This window comes from Desulfotomaculum sp., from assembly GCF_982386235.1.
In genome coordinates this window covers 37,015-54,509 of sequence record NZ_CEVWQM010000028.1, presented here as the reverse complement: position 1 = coordinate 54,509, position 17,495 = coordinate 37,015, and the positions used below count along the sequence as shown (strand labels likewise).

At 42.5% G+C, this 17,495-nt stretch carries 17 protein-coding genes; 15 read left to right on the top strand and 2 right to left on the bottom strand.

The features are described from left to right. The 6 genes from AC1U9Z_RS14995 to AC1U9Z_RS14970 form a co-directional block, all read left to right on the top strand. Window positions 1-180: PEP-utilizing enzyme (locus AC1U9Z_RS14995; protein WP_479958171.1), on the top strand; the 180-nt coding region annotated here is incomplete at its 5' end. 168 nt (window positions 181-348) lie between these two features. After that, on the top strand, window positions 349-1,236 hold the full coding sequence (locus AC1U9Z_RS14990; RefSeq protein WP_333531077.1) for a phosphate ABC transporter substrate-binding protein: 888 nt from the start codon (window positions 349-351) through the stop codon (window positions 1,234-1,236). Between the two features lie 63 nt (window positions 1,237-1,299). Next, window positions 1,300-2,163 (top strand): phosphate ABC transporter permease subunit PstC, encoded by an 864-nt coding sequence (gene pstC, locus AC1U9Z_RS14985; RefSeq protein WP_333531078.1) that lies wholly within the window; start codon window positions 1,300-1,302, stop codon window positions 2,161-2,163. A gap of 1 nt (window position 2,164) precedes the next feature. Further along, window positions 2,165-3,004 (top strand): phosphate ABC transporter permease PstA, encoded by an 840-nt coding sequence (gene pstA, locus AC1U9Z_RS14980; protein ID WP_479958170.1) that lies wholly within the window; start codon window positions 2,165-2,167, stop codon window positions 3,002-3,004. Window position 3,005: 1 nt separating this feature from the next. Beyond that, window positions 3,006-3,752, top strand: coding sequence for a phosphate ABC transporter ATP-binding protein (locus AC1U9Z_RS14975; protein ID WP_479958169.1), 747 nt, complete (start codon window positions 3,006-3,008; stop codon window positions 3,750-3,752). Window positions 3,753-3,764: 12 nt separating this feature from the next. Then, entirely contained in the window at window positions 3,765-4,235 is a 471-nt protein-coding gene (locus AC1U9Z_RS14970) for an HAD family hydrolase (RefSeq protein ID WP_333531081.1), read from the top strand. 177 nt (window positions 4,236-4,412) lie between these two features. Here the strand turns inward: AC1U9Z_RS14970 and AC1U9Z_RS14965 are convergent, their stop codons facing one another. Further along, window positions 4,413-5,546 carry an NAD(P)/FAD-dependent oxidoreductase gene (locus AC1U9Z_RS14965; protein ID WP_333531082.1) on the bottom strand — a complete coding sequence of 378 codons (1,134 nt, stop codon included), beginning with the start codon at window positions 5,544-5,546 and terminating at the stop codon, window positions 4,413-4,415. 362 nt (window positions 5,547-5,908) lie between these two features. On the opposite strand from AC1U9Z_RS14965, the gene AC1U9Z_RS14960 reads away from it, so the two are divergent. The 9 genes from AC1U9Z_RS14960 (at window position 5,909) to AC1U9Z_RS14920 (ending at window position 16,018) form a co-directional block, all read left to right on the top strand. Further along, window positions 5,909-6,346: a universal stress protein gene (locus tag AC1U9Z_RS14960; RefSeq protein ID WP_333531083.1), complete on the top strand. Its 438-nt coding sequence runs from the start codon at window positions 5,909-5,911 to the stop codon at window positions 6,344-6,346. Between the two features lie 442 nt (window positions 6,347-6,788). Next, window positions 6,789-8,687: an acyltransferase family protein gene (locus AC1U9Z_RS14955; RefSeq protein ID WP_479958173.1), complete on the top strand. Its 1,899-nt coding sequence runs from the start codon at window positions 6,789-6,791 to the stop codon at window positions 8,685-8,687. A gap of 4 nt (window positions 8,688-8,691) precedes the next feature. Further along, window positions 8,692-9,405: a response regulator transcription factor gene (locus AC1U9Z_RS14950; protein WP_333531084.1), complete on the top strand. Its 714-nt coding sequence runs from the start codon at window positions 8,692-8,694 to the stop codon at window positions 9,403-9,405. Next, window positions 9,402-10,796, top strand: a complete 1,395-nt coding sequence (locus AC1U9Z_RS14945; protein WP_479958168.1) for a sensor histidine kinase — start codon at window positions 9,402-9,404, stop codon at window positions 10,794-10,796. The genes AC1U9Z_RS14950 and AC1U9Z_RS14945 overlap by 4 nt, the downstream gene beginning before the upstream one ends. Then, on the top strand, window positions 10,789-12,261 hold the full coding sequence (locus AC1U9Z_RS14940; RefSeq protein WP_479958167.1) for a hypothetical protein: 1,473 nt from the start codon (window positions 10,789-10,791) through the stop codon (window positions 12,259-12,261). The genes AC1U9Z_RS14945 and AC1U9Z_RS14940 overlap by 8 nt, the downstream gene beginning before the upstream one ends. Window positions 12,262-12,735: 474 nt before the next feature. Continuing rightward, window positions 12,736-13,098, top strand: coding sequence for an ASCH domain-containing protein (locus tag AC1U9Z_RS14935; protein ID WP_479958166.1), 363 nt, complete (start codon window positions 12,736-12,738; stop codon window positions 13,096-13,098). A gap of 152 nt (window positions 13,099-13,250) precedes the next feature. Further along, a complete protein-coding gene (locus tag AC1U9Z_RS14930; RefSeq protein ID WP_333531088.1) occupies window positions 13,251-13,574 on the top strand; it encodes a hypothetical protein in 324 nt (107 codons plus the stop codon). Between the two features lie 795 nt (window positions 13,575-14,369). Further along, the gene (locus AC1U9Z_RS14925) at window positions 14,370-14,711 is read left to right on the top strand and encodes a PadR family transcriptional regulator (RefSeq protein WP_333531089.1); all 342 of its coding nucleotides are present in this window, start codon (window positions 14,370-14,372) and stop codon (window positions 14,709-14,711) included. Next, on the top strand, window positions 14,702-16,018 hold the full coding sequence (locus AC1U9Z_RS14920; RefSeq protein ID WP_333531090.1) for an FtsW/RodA/SpoVE family cell cycle protein: 1,317 nt from the start codon (window positions 14,702-14,704) through the stop codon (window positions 16,016-16,018). Before AC1U9Z_RS14925 ends, AC1U9Z_RS14920 begins: the two co-directional genes overlap by 10 nt. A gap of 464 nt (window positions 16,019-16,482) precedes the next feature. Here the strand turns inward: AC1U9Z_RS14920 and AC1U9Z_RS14915 are convergent, their stop codons facing one another. Continuing rightward, a complete protein-coding gene (locus tag AC1U9Z_RS14915; protein WP_333531091.1) occupies window positions 16,483-17,448 on the bottom strand; it encodes a hypothetical protein in 966 nt (321 codons plus the stop codon). Window positions 17,449-17,495: the final 47 nt, after the last annotated feature.

The following is a 17,495-nucleotide window of genomic DNA, read 5'->3' as shown; positions in this document are numbered from 1 at the left end:
TTGTTTGTATCCATAAAAGGCCTAGTTACCGAAGTTGGCGGAATGATGACCCATGGAGCAGTTATCGCACGTGAATATGGCTTACCGGCAGTTGTCGGGGTGGAAAATGCTACTAAACTGATAAAAGATGGACAACCAATTCGCGTGCATGGAACAGAAGGGTATATCGAAATATTGTAATTGAGAACACCAAAGGCCAACCCAATTTAAAAAACCATTGGTAGACATAAAATAAAGTAATACATGACAAAAGATATATAACTTTTATTCATTTAACATACACCTCCAAATATGCTATGTTTTAGAAGGTGTTAATATTAGGAAGGAATTAAGCTTAGGAGGTTGCTTATGAAAAGAATTAAGTTGCTGCTAGTTAGTCTATTGGTGTTGCTGATGCTGGCAGGGTGTGGTCAATCAAGTGAAACTACCAGCCAAGACCAATCCATTAAACTTGGCGGCTCCAGCACCTTGGCTCCCACCGTTGCCAAGTGTGCCGATGACTTTACAGAAAAATATAAAACCTGGAATAACGTTGATCCTAAGTTACCCGAAGAACCCATTGTAATCTTTGTTTCCACCGGTGGCTCAGGTTTTGGTGTTAAATCTGCCTTAGATGGTACTGTGGACATCGGGTTAGTTTCAAGGGAGATTAAAGACGAAGAACAAGCAAAAATGCCAAATGGAAAGATTATTAAAATGGGTTCCGATGCACTGGCTATCGCAGTCAACCCTAAAAACCCCATTGTACAAGAGAAACCCGATCTAACCACGGATGAAGTTAAGACAATCTTTGCAGGGGAAGTTAAAACTTGGAAAGAACTGGATGCCAAGCTGCCGGATCGCCCAACCGTACTGGCCATTCGTGACCTTGGTGGCGGTGCTGCCCAGGTATTTGACGAGTTGGTTATGAAAAAAACTCCTGTAGCGAAAGAAGCCATTCAGCTGCCTTCTATGGGTGCATTAGCCGGTAAAGTGGCAGAAAATGCGGATGCCATTGGGTATGTTTCCACTGGTTTGATTAAACAAAACGAAGGTAAAATAATTGCCTTAAATATTGATGGTGTAGCTCCCACTAACGAGAATATCGCCAGCGGTGAATACAAAATTGCCCGACCATTGCTGCTAGTCACGAAAGATCAGCCAGATCAAAAACAACAGTTGTTTATAGATTACCTCATGTCCGAAGATGGTCTGAAGGTTTTGGAAGAGATGGGATTTGTTCCCGCTGTTAAATAGGAAAATAATTGTGGGTAGTTGAGTTATTCAACTACCCACAGGTTTTTATAGGTGTGTGAAAAGATGCAGGAAAAAACAGGTACATTTTGCTTGCTGGTCGCTTGGTGTTCGACCCTACTTTTAATGTCAATCATCCTATTTATGGCTTTGGAAAGCTGGGCAGTTTGGACAGAAGTGGGTCCCCTTAAGTTTATTCTGGGGCTAAACTGGAATCCTCTGGCAGAACCTCAGCAATTGGGCATTGGTACAATGATCTTAAGTACGTTGTGGACCGCTTTGGGAGCGTTAATAATGGCAGCACCTCTGGGTCTTTGCTGTGCTATTTTTCTGGCAGAGTTTGCTCCTGGCTGGATAACGAACTTCCTTCGACCAGCCATTAATCTGTTAACGGGCATTCCGTCCGTGGTCTATGGTTTTCTAGGAGCTACCGTGCTGGTGAAATTTTTTGAGGTAAACTTTTCCATGGCCAGTGGTGAATCATTATTTTGTGCTTCCCTTGTATTAACCGTTATGGTGTTGCCCTATATTATTAGTGCCTCAGAATCAGCCCTGCGAGCAGTGCCCCCGGAATACCGACAAGCATCGCTGGCACTGGGGGTTTCTAAACCTTACCTGACCTTACGCGTTCTGATACCTTTGGCTAAGAAAGGGTTGCTTGGCGCAATAATTTTAGGCTTTGGCAGAGCTGCCGGGGAAACAATGGCTGTATTAATGTTGGCGGGCAATACCATGGTGCTACCTACCTCCTGGTTTAGTAAGGGAGAGCCGCTCCCTGCACTGATTGCCTTAGAGCTTGGTACATCAGAAGTAGGAAGCTTACATTATCAAGGTTTGTTTGCAGCGGGCCTAGTATTGCTGATTTTTGTTCTTAGTATAAACCTGTTATTGGCTCTGTTTCGATGGAACCGAAGAAATGGGGTGAATTAATATGTCCTTACGACGATTAATCGACACGCTTTGCCTTGTCATTTTTTGGTTAGCTGGGCTGTTGCTGCTCATCATTCTTTTAGGTATCCTTGGTTATCTAATCTACCGGGGACATTCAGCTATAAATTTGGAATTTTTACTGGCCTCCCCAAAGGGACTGCCCCTGGGCACCGAGGGAGGGATACTCCCTGCAATTAAGGGGACACTTTGCCTGATAATGCTTGCTGTATCAATTGCCGCGCTACCAGGATTGGCCACGGCAATCTATTTGGCTGAGTATGCTCACAAAAACGTAATTTTCCAGATTATCAATACCACGGTTCAGTGTATGGCCGGGCTGCCTTCCATTGTCACAGGATTATTTTGTTATGCTTTGTTCGTGGTTCGTATGGGTTTTGGGATCTCCCTATTAGCAGGAGGACTCGCCTTAGGTATGATGATTTTTCCAGTCGTCGTCGTTACGGCTAGAGATGCCTTGCTTGCTGTCAATAAGCATTATCGTATAGTCGGAACCTCTCTAGGGGTTTCCAAAAGCTATATTTTAGTTCGGATTTTGTTACCCCAGGCCGCACCGGGAATAATCGGTGGTATACTTTTAGCCATGGGCTATGCGGCTGGTGCCACTGCTCCTATTATGGTTACTGCCGCTGCCATAGCTACGCCATCGACGGGGGATTTATTTCAACCGGTAATGGCACTACCCTATCATCTCTATATTTTATTTAGCCAGCAAGTTTCTCTGGACAAAGCCTACGGAACTGCCCTGGTTCTGGTTTCTCTGTTACTGATTCTAAATGTTATCGCCATGTGCTTGAGGTATCAGAAAAGAAGGGAGGGTTAATATGTCCTTACAAATGGAGGATTTACAAGTTAGTTTTGGCAATAGTAAAATATTAGAGAGTATAAATCTTTCCTTTAGTAAAAATAAACTGCATGCGATCATCGGGCCATCCGGCTGCGGAAAAACAACACTCTTAAAGAGCCTGAACAGAACCTTGGAATTAGACAAAGGATATCATATTAAAGGCAAGGTGAATCTCTCAGGGGAGAACATTTATGAATGCAAAGATACCTCATGGGTTAGGAAAAGAATCGGCTTGGTTTTCCAAACTCCCATTGCGCTTCCTTTGAGTATTAAGGAAAATGTACTGTTTGGAGTTCGTTACTTCGGTGAACGGAATAAAGCGAAACTGAATGTAATCTGTGAGAACTGCTTAGAGCAAGCGGGACTCTGGGAGGAGGTTAAAGACAAGTTGAATCATCCGGCTAGGGAATTATCAGGTGGTCAAATCCAACGGCTCTCCATAGCCCGTGTGTTGGCAGTTTCCCCAGAGATCCTGTTGCTGGATGAACCTTGCTCGAACTTAGACCCTTCGGCCACAAAGATTATAGAAGGGTTGCTAAAGAAACTTGCCAAACAACTAACCATTATATTGGTTACACATAATCTTTTTCAGGCTAAAAGAATTGCCGATATTACAATATTTCTAATGAATGGGCAAGTAATAGAGGAAGGGAAGACAGAAGCTTTATTTGCCAACCCGAAAGAACAAGAAACAAGGGACTTTATATCTGGTTTAACATGGTAAGGGGGAATCTAAGTGATTTCAGTGGAAATACCAGGAATAGGTCAAATGCAGTTTTACTCTCTGGTTTTGGACTTTAACGGAACGATCGCCTTGGATGGATATTTAGAAGAAGATGTATTAGAGCAGCTAAATCACTTATCGAGTGATCTAAAAATCTATGTGATTACAGCAGACACCTTCGGCCGGGTTGTCGCTGAATGTAAGGACTTAAATGGAGAAGTGGTAATCCTACAAAACCACCTGGGCGCACAAGAAAAAGAGGACTTTATAAACTCCATCGGGGCAGAGCATGCAGTAGCAATAGGAAATGGTGTCAACGATTGTTTGATGCTAAAGAAAGCAGCCTTAGGTATTGTAATTATTGGGGGTGAAGGGGCTTCTGTTAAAGCAGTAAATGCTGCGGATATTGTGGTAACGGATATTCGTCAGGCATTAGGACTTTTACTTAATACAAATAGACTAAAAGCAACCCTTAGAGGTTAACGAGGTGTTAGGCGTGTCTAATCTAGACCTTAACAAATGAACTCTCAGAATAACAGGGAGTTCGTTTTTTAATGTGTCAAGGCAAACCTTTTTAGCATAATATGCTGTGCAATCCAACCATAGCCTTGCCCGATACTCATTATGCCCAGCCCATTAAATATGACCAAAAGCTTTCTGTTAAGTTGGTGAGGAGCTAATTTCGTGAAAGTTTGGAGATGTTTTTTCCGATACAAAAGGACCAATTGCTTTGGAACCATATTTAAGCCAGTCAATATTTGTTCCATATATAATTTTATTAATGTAGGGGTTTGCTTCTGTTTTGACTATTTTATCAAAGGTATCATCATCTATCGAGTCATAGAAGTATCTAAAGTTGCTCATTGTGTTTATGATCTTTTTATATTTCTGTGTTAGTTCATCGTAATCTTTATTTAGAGCGATTGACTTAGCCGCCATAATGCCAGTAATAATTGCGGTGGCAGCACCTAGACCTAAAAAGGGATCTAAGAAGCCACCTTGATCCCCAACGAAAAGACAGTTCTTCCATTGCTTAGTGCTTGAATTTGCCGCTACATGGGTTCGATCATAGGTTCCAAGAAGAGTTGTTTTTTCAAGGATACGTTCCTTTTTTAAAAACTTTTTCCAGCAATAATTAAACTCTTCCCAATTTTTTAAATGTGGGATCGTAACATACAATGAACCTATTTTAGAGCTGAAGGGTGCAAAAAAACCATAACCATCTTTAACGATTTCTTTATTACCCCATACAATAGCTGTATTCGTATTAAAATCACCATATAATTTAGCCACCCTAGTATGGGTAGCAAGGTATTGTTTCCAATCTGTTAAATACCGATCTGCAACGTAATCCTCTCCTCTGCTTCCAGTGGCAACTATAACATAATCATATTTTTTACTTAGCTCCTCTACCGATTGCCTTTGCTCATAAAGAATCTTAGAGTTTTTGATATTATTTAGAAGTTGATTGCCAATAGATAGTGGCTCTTGTCCCATAATAAAACTAAAACCGATTGTTTCTTTTGAAATTGTAGCCTTAGAATGTCTGCTGTGAATAATTAAGTCGGTTATCCTTTCTAGAGGAGATATTTCGATTGAAAGCAGCTTATTTATGTGTTTTAAAGGTTTCGTTGAAATACCTCTATAGGCCATATTAAACAAAACGCCAACATGCGAATAATGGTCAGATATAAATGAGTTTTGCTCGAAAATATCGGGTACAATTCCATACTTTTCCAAGGAAATTGCTGCAGAAAGACCCGATACGCCAGCACCTATAATTGCAATCTTCATAATAACCGCTCCTCATAACCTAATAAGAAGTAGTATATGAGTTATACGTGTTTATTATAAATTGCTTATTCTTAATTTAATACAAATTGTAGCTAATCTACACCTATGACATGACAACACTACGGAGCGGCATCCATAAAATATAAATAAGGACAGTCCTCCAAATGTTTAGGGATCGTGATGCGGATGTGACGAGTAAAGAATATATAAAGGGGCTGTTGTACAATGAACCAATTGGTTCTTGTGTAACAGCCCCTTTTAATAAAACAGTAGTGTGATTTATCTAATAATTAATTTATGGCACTGATAAACATTTCCTATTATGGTAGAATAATTCTAAAGCAGTTCGGAGGTGAGTAAAAATGTTAATGAATAAAATTCTATTAGCAGTTGATGGTTCCGAAAATGCAAAACGAGCAGTTGATTATGTCATTAAAGTAGCCAAAAAACAAGGAGATTTAAATATTACACTGATTCATGTTATAAATTCCAGAAAAGAAATAAATAAACTTAGAAATACCTCTTCAGAAATTGAAGAAATTAAGCAGCGGGTTATAAGCGAAGGTTATAAAATTATTAATGATCATGAAGAAATTCTTAAACATACTGGGTTATGTGTAACAACCAAGCTGATCGACGGTGATCCAGCCATAAAAGTTGTTGAGTTCGCCAAATTGGGTGAATATGACCATATCGTGTTGGGGACAAGGGGTTTAACAGACCTTCAGAGTATTGTCCTTGGAAGTGTAAGCCATAAGGTTTTAGCTTTATCTGAATGCCCGGTTACCTTTGTTAAGTAGACTTTGGTATGGCAACCAAGATCAGCTGATGCCATGCAATGGTTCGAGGTTGCTGATTTTTTGATTGCGTGCCTTAAAAGAATAATATAATTCAAATTTTTCCCGGGTTATAGCCCGGGATTTTATTTTTTAAAGTATTTAATTTAGGAGGTTGCACTGAAAATGAGAATATATAGGACTGCCGGAGCGGAAATAAAGGAGAGATAAAAAACTGTTTACAGAATTCGTAAAATTCACCAAATCACGGTTGGCATAAAGAGCGTTTACTTGCTCTTTTTCTTTTTATTCACGATTCGTACTTTTTTGATAAATTTTAACTTTTTCGTAAGAAATTTTAATTATTTTGTAAAACAATGAAGCATAAAACTTGGTATGGTAAAAAGGAAGACGCGGCTATGACGGCAAAAACGGAGGCCTGGCATAAGTGGAAAGTGAAGATAACATGAATTGCAGCAAGAAAACAAATCAATTGAATTGGCAATCAAAGCGACAGCAAAGGGGATTGCGGACGGATTCTACCGGCTATATGCCGGGCTTGGACGGATTGAGGGCCTTGGCGGTGTTTGCAGTGATTGCCTACCATCTCAATCTGACCTGGGCTCCGGGAGGGCTTTTAGGGGTAAGTCTATTCTTTGTGTTGTCCGGATATTTGATCACCAATATTCTCCTGAAGCAATGGGAGCACGTCGGAACGATTGATTTGAAGGATTTCTGGCTACGCCGAGCCCGGCGGCTACTGCCAGCTCTTTTTGTGATGCTGGCAGGCGTGATGGCCTGGGTGATGCTTTGCGCACCAGAACGCCTGGCGGCCTTGAAGCAGGAAGCGTTGGCCGCAGTATTCTATACTAGCAATTGGTATCTGATTTTCCATCAGGTATCCTATTTTGAAAGCTTTGGTCCGCCGTCCCCGCTGGGCCACCTCTGGTCTTTGGCGGTAGAAGAACAATTTTATCTCTTCTGGCCCCTTCTTCTGGGATGGGGGCTGCGCTGTCTCCGGCAGCGCAAATGGCTGATGTTGGGAACCGTTGTCGTCGCTCTGGCTTCTGCTGCAGCGATGGCACTGATGTACATACCGGGTCATGACCCCAGTCGGGTTTATTATGGAACGGATACCCGTGTTTTCGCCTTGCTTGTGGGGGCTGCACTGGCCATGGTATGGCCCAGCCGGAAAATGAACGCAGACTTGTCTGGAAAAAAGAAACGGACGTTGGATGCGGTAGGAAGCCTGGGGTTATTGGTGGTACTTCTGATGATCGGCAAAACCAACCAATACCAGACCTCTCTCTATCAAGGCGGACTCCTGCTCTTCTCTTTTGCGGCGGCTTGTGTGGTGGCAGTTCTGGCCCACCCGGCCAGCTATCTGGGCCGGTTCTTCAGCTGGGGTCCCTTGCGTTGGCTGGGAGAGTGTTCCTATGGGATATACTTGTGGCATTACCCGATCATCATCCTGACGAATCCGGTTGTCAATACGGAAGGCCCGAATCTTTCACGCATCCTCTGGCAAATTGCGGCAAGCATTATCCTGGCGGCTCTGTCCCGCTACATGATCGAGGAGCCGATCCGTTACGGACGGCGGAAACGAGTACGGAGGCGGACGCCGGCCTTTCCGTGGTTGGCCCACAGCGCAAAGATTACGTTCAGTATCGTGCTGGTTTTTTTGCTGTTATTCGTGACCCCCAATGAAAACACGGAAATTTCGGCTAAAGCTTTAGACAGCCAGGTGACGACCGTGACTACAGAACAAGCTCAAATTCAGGGGACGGACAGGGAAGCTGGTGCTGTCACCGTGGAACCTGCTGTGGCAGATAAAAAGAGTGAGGTCAAGGGAGATGAAATTACGGTCATTGGGGATTCCTTAATCATCAATGTGGAATCTGTTTTGCAAGAACGCTTGCCGGGCATTGTAATCGACGCGCAAATCGGTAGGCAGATGTATCAGGCTCCGCATGTCATTTCCAGGCTTGAAAAGGAAGGTAAGCTGGGGAGAATCGTGATTATTCAATTAGGCACAAACGGTTCGTTTACAGAAAAGCAGTTAACAGAGACCCTGGACTCCTTGCAAGGAACTACGGAGATCGTGCTGGTGAATGCCCGTGTCCCGAAGCCTTGGGAAGCGGTAGTGAATGAGACGCTGAGAAAGGTGGCGGAGCCTTACCCCAAGGCTAGGCTGATCGATTGGCATTCAGCCAGCAGCGGTCATGACGATTATTTTTATTCGGACGGTGTTCATCTGACCCAGACGGGTATGGCAGCCTACGGGGAAATGCTGATCGAAGCCTTGATGTCCAATCAAAACGATAAACATAAATCGTGTTATAATAACAAAAAATCTAAGGAATGATAATATGCACGATCAGAAGATAAAAGTATTGGTTGTTGAAGATGAAGCTTCGATTCGGCGTTTCATCACCCTCAATCTGGAGATGGCCGGATACGAAGTGGGAGAAGCGGCCAGCGGGGAGGAGGCACTGGTTGTGCTCACGGCGTTCCTTCCCGATTTGGTGGTGCTGGATCTGATGCTGCCTGGGATAAACGGTCTGGAAGTCTGTCGGCATGTTCGCGAAACCATGCCGGAACCGCTCATTATCATGCTGACGGCCAAAGGGCAGGATACGGATAAAATTATGGGTCTTGAACTGGGAGCGGATGATTATATGGTCAAGCCCTTTAATCCCTTTGAATTGATTGCCAGGATTAAAGCCATGCTAAGACGCCGAAACCGGTTTGAAACCGAAAGAACGACCTATATTTATGGCAATCTGCGACTGGATATTGCTGCTAATAAACTGCTCAGAAACAATCGGGAAGTGGAGCTGACCCCCACGGAATATTCGATATTAAAAATGTTCATGGAAAACCCGGGGAAAGCTCTGAAACGAGATGAGATGCTGAATGCGGTCTGGGGAGAAGATTATTTTGGGGATACCAAAACGTTGGATGTGCATATCCGGCGGCTCCGGGAAAAAATTGAAGATAATCCCTCTGAGCCTCGGTATATTAAGACTGTTTGGGGTTCCGGTTACCGGTGGCAGCTGGAGTCCGGCGGGAGGCTGCCATGAAAGGGATCAGAGGGAGACTGACGGCCAATTTCATGATCGTGATTTTGGTTTCGGTGGCCATTTTGGAAGTGCTGCTGATCTATACGGTTCAGCAAAATTATTACGGTAGCCTAAGGGGCAACCTGACCAACCAGGTCAAAATCAGCGCGGATATGTATTCCAAATACTATTCCGATACCTCTTTGGAAGATAATATTCTGTATAATGTGGATGCCTTTTGGAATCAAAGCGATGCCGAAGTGGAGATTGTCGATCGGGACGGGAAGATTGTCATGAACTCTCTGGGGATAATTACGGAACAAGGAGAGCCCATGGCGGATATACAGGATGCGCTCAATGACAAGATGGGGGAATGGGTGGGGAAATTAAACAATCAGAAAGTTATGGCAGTAACTTATCCTTTAAAATCGGAGGGTCAAATTGTCGGAGCTTTACGTTTTATTGCTTCTACCGATGCCATTGATCAGGACATTCGAGACACAGCTAAAATTTTTATTGCCATCGGCCTTTTGGTTGCACTGGTCGTCGGTTTGCTCAGTATCTTTTTAGCCAATACCATTCTTATCCCCCTGAGGGAAGTGACAGCTGTCGCCGAGAGTATGGCGGCAGGCAATTTTCAAATCAAGAGCAAGAAAAAGCGAGATGACGAAATCGGCAAGCTTTCGGATACCTTGAACTACATGGCTGATGAAATCACCAAAAAAGAAAAGCTGAAAAATGATTTCATATCTTCCGTTTCCCATGAATTGCGTACCCCGTTGACCTCGATTATGGGCTGGGCGATCACGCTGCAAAGCGAAAAATTTCAGCAGAAAGAAATGCTGAACGACGGCCTCGGTATCATTGCCAAGGAGACGAAGCGGCTTACTCGGATGGTCGAAGAGCTCCTGGACTTTTCCAAGTTCGTTTCCGGCAGGATCAAGCTTGAATATGAAAATGTTAATTTAGCCGAGCTTATGGAACATATCCGCAAACAACTGATGCCACGGGCGCTGCGGGATAATATTCATTTCACAGTTGTTTACCCGGAAAACCTTCCCGATCTGTGGACAGATGCTAACCGGTTGAAACAAGTATTGATCAATATTCTGGATAATGCCTTGAATTTTACAGCTGCTGAGGGATCTGTCAGTTTTCACGCTGAGGTCGGGGAAATAGAATATACCTTTACGATTGCCGACAGCGGGTGCGGCATTGCTGCCGGGGAACTGCCAATGGTGAAAGAAAAGTTTTATAAAGGCAAGAGTTCGCGTTCCCAAAACGGCATTGGTTTATCCATCTGTGACGAGATCGTCAGCCTGATGAAAGGTAGGTTGGCAATCAGCAGCGAGGTCAATGTGGGGACAACCGTCGTCATTACTCTGCCTAGAGAGGTGCGTGCCAATGGTTAAAAAATACCTGCTTCTCTTGCTTCCTTTTTTGCTGCTCATGCTTGGTGGCTGCGCGGAATCTTCGGGCGAATCGGCTGGTAAGATTATCCCGCCGTCCAACCCATTCCATCCGTTAGTTGGTAAATGGACGGTGCTTCGAGAGCTGGATACCAACGGCAATGGGGAAGAGGCAACCCGGCAATGGGTTGGCAGTGATGTCCAGTTTGCTGCAGGTGCTGTCGCCTTTGGCGGACATGTCTGGGACAAGCTTTCTTATAAAATCAAAAGGGTGAATGCAGCCGATTACTTGATGATGAAATACATTCCGTCTACCGGTATTTCTGTCCCGAAAACCGAGAAGGTCGATGTCATAACTGTTTACGCTGCCGCCAATTATCTGGGCGAATTTATGAAGCTTGATGATACAAACATGATTTTCTTCATGCAAAATAAAAAGCTACTCTTGAAAAAAGTTGCTGATCAGGCAGACAGTACGCTGAGAGTAGCTAATACCAATGCTCAGCATCTGAATCTGAACCGCAACGAAGGGATTTCCGGTGTCTTGCTGGGACTGAGGATACCTTCGGGCACCGACTATACCTATCAGACACTTTGGATTGCCGTCGAGCATCAGCGACTTCACCCGGTCCTGGCGGCTGAACGGATTTTTTTTCCGCGCACCAGCGGTTTTTGGGAGCTTGATGTCCAGGATAGCTCTGCCGCGGGAGAGACAGGCAATATCCTGACGGCCCGCAATGTGGCGACCAAGATTCCCGACACGAAGAAGGGGAAAAAAGGAACAGGCGATCAAGCCGATACTGATCCGGCACTAAGAATCATCCATTATATTGGTAATAATTATGTGGCCATTGAAAAGAGAACCGCCGGGGTTAATCAATTGCAGGTGCTTCCGGTGGACAAATTATCATCGCCTATCGAAATAAAGGTGCCCGATTTACTGGGAGATAATGAATTGAATGCTTATTTGAGTGCCAGGGAACAGTCTGTTGCGGATTTAAGGGACAAAGGGGTTACCTTGCTTAACCGAGATGAGTCCGGGGAAAATCTTGGCCTGGTACGGAAAAACGGCCATTGGTTTCTTATCGGGAGAGTCAATTATCAAAGCGGCGGGGAGTTTGAGCAAACAGACTTTGAGCTCAAGATCATCCCGCCGGCTAATTTGATTTTCTATGATACCCTCGTCTTAAGCTGGCATAATATCAAAGACCGGGTTCCCGATGCCATGGACGCCTTCACTTCACCCAATAAGGATATCGCCTTGGTTAAAACTAAAAATAAATTAACGATTTACCCCATCGGTGCAGAGAAATTAGCAGAAAACCCTTTGGCGGAGCTTGAGCTGCCGGAAGGAACGGCGGTAATCATGGCTGAGTGGGCCACCGGGTCTTACGTTGATAGCTGGGAGAAATCCTTTCTCGCCTATGGAGCCCAGGCCTTATCGGGAAGCTCTGTCCGGATGCGCTGAACATGCTGCAAGGGAATGAATGACCTGCATTACCTAGACAACCCGTGAAGAATCCAAGGAGTTATTACAGGTTTATAGATGACATCCATGATTTTTGCGGTAATGCGAAAACAATCTACATCGGTGGACAAAATGCAGCGAATGCAAAGGGAGGGTTGGGTGGATAGGATGATCTTGAATGGGAGTGTAAATAATTCTAAGTAAACAATTAAATAAAAACCCAAGTAAAAGCAAAGCCCTTCAGCCCTTAAAGCAAGAAGCTTTGATTTATGTATTTTTGAGGCTAGTTTTACCATGCCGATTGACTAAAAACTATTAAGCCGGTAGTTCCTTGGTGGATAGTATAGCTAAATGTTGCGTAAAACGACTAATCGAATTTGAGTTTACACCAGAAGATTACGAAAAAGCGTGGAAGATGGCAAATAGCACGTAGTATGCACTTCAACCACTAAACACAGTAAGGAGTTGTTAATTATGAAGGCTATAACCATCTGGCAGCCCTGGGCCTCCCCGGTGTCCATCGGAGTCAAAAAGATTGCCCGGTCTTGGGAAACTAAGTACCGGGGGCCTTTAGCGATACATGCGGCTAATAAAAAGCCAAATCAATATATCAGCGATTTTATGTTTAAGTTAGTAGAGTTAAATTTAACAGAAATCATTCCTGCCAAAATTATGGGAAAAGGAACAAGTATAGATATTACAATGCCGCGAATGAAAGTTAATGTCCCTTTTGGGTCAGTGGTTGCTATTTGCAGCCTAGTTGACTGTGTACCTATTACACCTGAATTTGTGGCCACATTGAGCGAGAATGAACGGGCCTTCGGTCTAACGGCATAATTTGAAAGAACATTCGTTGTTGTAGTTATAGCGTATATTAAAAAGAATTATTTTTTTAACACCTCAAAGGAGGTAATTTTCTGGAAAATTTACGACGATTCCTTTGGTATTTTCTTTATACTATTTTTTTAGGATTTCTCTTGTGGCTAGAGATGTATTATACCCGAGCTTTGATGACCCCTATGATCTTTATTATGATCTGGCCGTTGGTAGTTGGTGCTTATTTAGCCCTACCCCATTTGATTAAGCATATTCGACAACAGGGACGCTGGTATTATGATTGGGTAAAATTACTGGCTGTTGGTCTGCCAGCACTTTATATTGCCTTATTTAAAGCATTTTACTTCTTTTTTCACCTAACCCATTGGATGCCCAGCCGGATTCAGGTCTTATTAGTTAACTCTTACTTCAGCCAAACTGTCGCTGGTTTGGTTTTTGGTTATGTACTGATTAGTTCTCTCGAAAAACGAATGTAATTTATATGGAAACTGAACACCCTGCACCCGAAGTTTAACTGGCAGATGGGAGTGGATTATTAGTATCAAGGGAGTATATTTCCCAATGGATTAAGGAACATAAAGCAAGAAGGTAGTTATTGCGTATAACATCAAAAGAACGTAGCAATTTAATTTTAGTTTACTAGTACAAACAGGAGGAGGTTATATAAAGGCTAATGCAAATGAACCATTTCCCAACTCTTATGGACCAATATTTTTTTAGTGAGAAGGGATCTCCGCCGTTTAGAATATAAAGCCGGGCGAAGGTATGCCGCCAAATGTGTGGCGAGGTTCTTATCTTTCTAATTCAAGGTTTTAAGTCATTTTTTCTTCTTCTCGACACGATGAGACACCTCCAAAAACATAATGTGCGCGGCTGACCACTTCGCACCACGCATAAAGATGTACGGGCGCGCGCATCCTGATAAAAATACGACCAAAACACAACAAAAAAGACTTGCAGGTAAAAACCTGCAAGCCTTGAAATATAACGTCTTGGTGTCGAAGGACTGACTTTACTTTATCCACTCCCAAGCATTTGCAGTTAATCATTTCTTCACCCCTCCCCCGGAGGGGTCTTTTAATTCCACCCACCCCGCTTAGTAAGATACCATCTCCACCACCTAACTGCCTTTCACGAATAGCAGCCTGTACTTGTAGTTCCAGGGAACATTTGTAAAAAAGAAGTTGACGAGAGTGGGGTATACTTTTATAATTATACCTAGATATACGATGCATCGCATATCAATAGTAAAATAAAGGTGGATAATTTAGATGAAGGTCAACAAAGAATTGCTGAAGGGCAGCACCGTCATTTTGATTTTAAAATTGCTTGATCGCAATCCTATGTATGGGTATGAGATGATTAAGGAGATTGAAACTGCATCTGGCGGAGTACTTGCTTTTAAGGAAGGCACACTTTACCCCATTTTGCATTCTTTAGAGGCGGATGACATGGTGGAATCTTATTGGTCTGACGCTAATGGTGGCCGCCATAGGAAGTACTACCGCATCACTGAAAAGGGTCGTGATCAGCTTAAAGAAAAATGTAGTGAATGGGTGGTATTTCGGTCAACGGTAGATAAAATTTTGGGGGAGGCAATTGTATGTCATTAGCGCAGAACGCTAAGGTGCAGGAATATTTGAATAATGTTTGTACCTATATAAAATGGGGTGAAGTGCATGAGCAAGTAAAGTTAGAATTGCTTGCCCATATTGAGGATTGTGTATTGGAGTATACTGCTGAAGGTATGAAGGAGCAACAGGCTATTGAAATGGCTATTAGCAGAATGGGAGATTCGGTGGCGTTGGGTAAACAGTTACATCAAACCCATAAACCACCCATTAATTGGCTGCTATTATTAATCGTAGCTATGCTAGCAGGGATGGGGTTATTTACACTGTATTCGGTAGAAATACAAGGTTTACTAATGAGACATATATCCGTATCTGTTTTTACTAATAGTGTAGTTTATGTTGTTATTGGCCTGGCAGTACTTTTAGGTCTGGCTTATTTTGATTACCGCAAACTAAAGTTTTATGGATGGCACTTGTTTGCTGGTACCATGTTTGTGTGGCTAATGCTGTTGGTGTTTGGTGGGACTATGGTTAACGGTAAACCATATTTGAACTTGGGGTTTATCAACATTAATTATGTTGATGTGACTCCAGTGCTATTGGCAGCGGCCTTGGCCGGCATTTTTTTCAACACAGACTGGTCTAAACCCAATTGGTTTGTTAATACCGTATTATTGCTGCTAGTGCCGAATATCCTTTACTTAATGAGTTCTTCATGGAACACCGCAGTTATATATACAGTGATGTTTTTAGTATTAATGTTGTTATCCGGCGTAAGTAAAAAACAGCTGGTGGGCATTGCAACAATACCAATTGGTGTGTTTGTATTTGCTATCGTTACCGAGCCATATATGTTGAAAAGAATGTTATCTTTTATTAACCCTTATAATGATCCTGCGGGCAGTGGATATATTTACATCCAATCAATTGAGACTATAAAATTGGCAGGGCTATGGGGACAGGGGTTTACCTTTGGGGGGAATTTACCTGAATTACATACCGACATGATCTTTTCGTATATAGTATATACCTTTGGTTGGGCTGGCGGTGCAGTGGTTACTATGTTAGCACTATCCTTAATAGCAATAATGATAAGTGCGGTTAAACAGATAAAGGATAGTTTTGGCCGACTGCTGGTTAGTGGGCTAACTAGTATTCTAGCATTGCACTTTATCTGGAGCATATTAATGACTTTAGGTTATGCACCCATAAGCGGTATCAGTTTGCCTTTCTTTAGCTACGGCGGTTCCCAAACGGTGATTAACATGGCTATGATGGGTATGGTATTAAGTGTATATCGGCGAAAAAATTTATTTACTAGTCCTAGTCCCATTACCATTAACTAGCAATCGCACATCATATGGCTAATACGAATTTGGCACTGAGACTGGCAATGGTATCCAGAGTACTATGCAAATTTTCATTACTACTCGGCGAACAGGATTCCTGCAGAGCAGGTCTCCTGTTCACGAAGGTACCCGGTACCTCTAAATTTCGGCAGGTTAGCAGGTTAAAGGAACTTGAAAATAGGCGGGAAGAGTTAAAGTCTCGTATTGTGAATATTATGATAGGTTTGAGCCACAATTCCGATTGTTGAGAGCCACACACAATGAAGTGCACCCCCTGATAAGGTTTATCGGCTTACCTTCTTGGCTGGCTAATACCTGGTACGCATTGGCTATAAAATACGTAACAACTTCATAAAAACTCTTGTACGTATTTTTAAGAGGTGTGCATTTCTTAAACAAATGGGCAGGTTAGTTCAATAAAAAATTAAGGATATTATGACCACCCTTTTGTTAGAGCCGGGTTAGTGTAGCTCAGCTCCACCCCATTCAACAACCGTAAAGCCTTTTCGCACAAAACCATTGATAGTCTGTTTATCTATTTCAAGATAATTGTCCAATGGCTTGAAAACCATAAACACTCTAAGAATAGAATCGGGCTTTGGGTAAACATGTATGGGTGCAAGTTCTTCATATTCTTTTTGGGCAAAATGAATAAGATTATACTTGTTATCTACCATCTGAGGCAACCAATAAACAATAAAATCATTATATTCCCTTGGAGTTAAGCCCATCTTAGAGAGGGTCTCTTGTAAAAACTTCTTCGTATCTTCACCTTTAACTACATACCCCTTTGATAAATTCCAATCATTAAAGTTGCTAACACCTTCCCAAAATAAATAAGAGTATTCTTTACTATCCTTAATATTTAATAAAGTGCCGTCTGGCTGTGCAATTATATGCCAACCATTGTTATATTCAGGATATGTAACCTTAAGATAACCGTGAAAATCCAACTTTACAGAAACCCTTTGTTCTGAAGTAGGGTATAAGTAAATTATTGGCTTTTTTATCTGAATTTCGAGTTTTTCCTCATGTGCCAACTCCTTTAATAACTCCTTAATCTCCGTTTGTTTTGCCCAGTAAGATACGGTTTTAAGATTAACAGTACGTTGAACCTCAAAATCCTTACCTGAGTTGATAATGGAAATGTCTCTTCCGTTTTTCAGGATTATTCTGATCCCTGCAGAGGGAGTACTCCCTGCGAATTCTTTATTCTCTGTTATATTAGTTAATGAATTAAACCATAGAACGATTTTTTCAAGTTCTGCTTTAGTTGCTGTTCGGCTTACGTGAGAAGGAATGTCTCCCCGAAGTTCGATTTTAGCCACCTCATTAATCGATATTGGTTCATGAGGGCTAGTGTTTTGCATTTTCCAAGCTAAAGCAAAAGCTATAATTATTATTGATAGGATAATAATCTTCTTCATTTGCATGTTCCCCCTAGTTAATATTTGTAAATTAGACGATTTTTTAG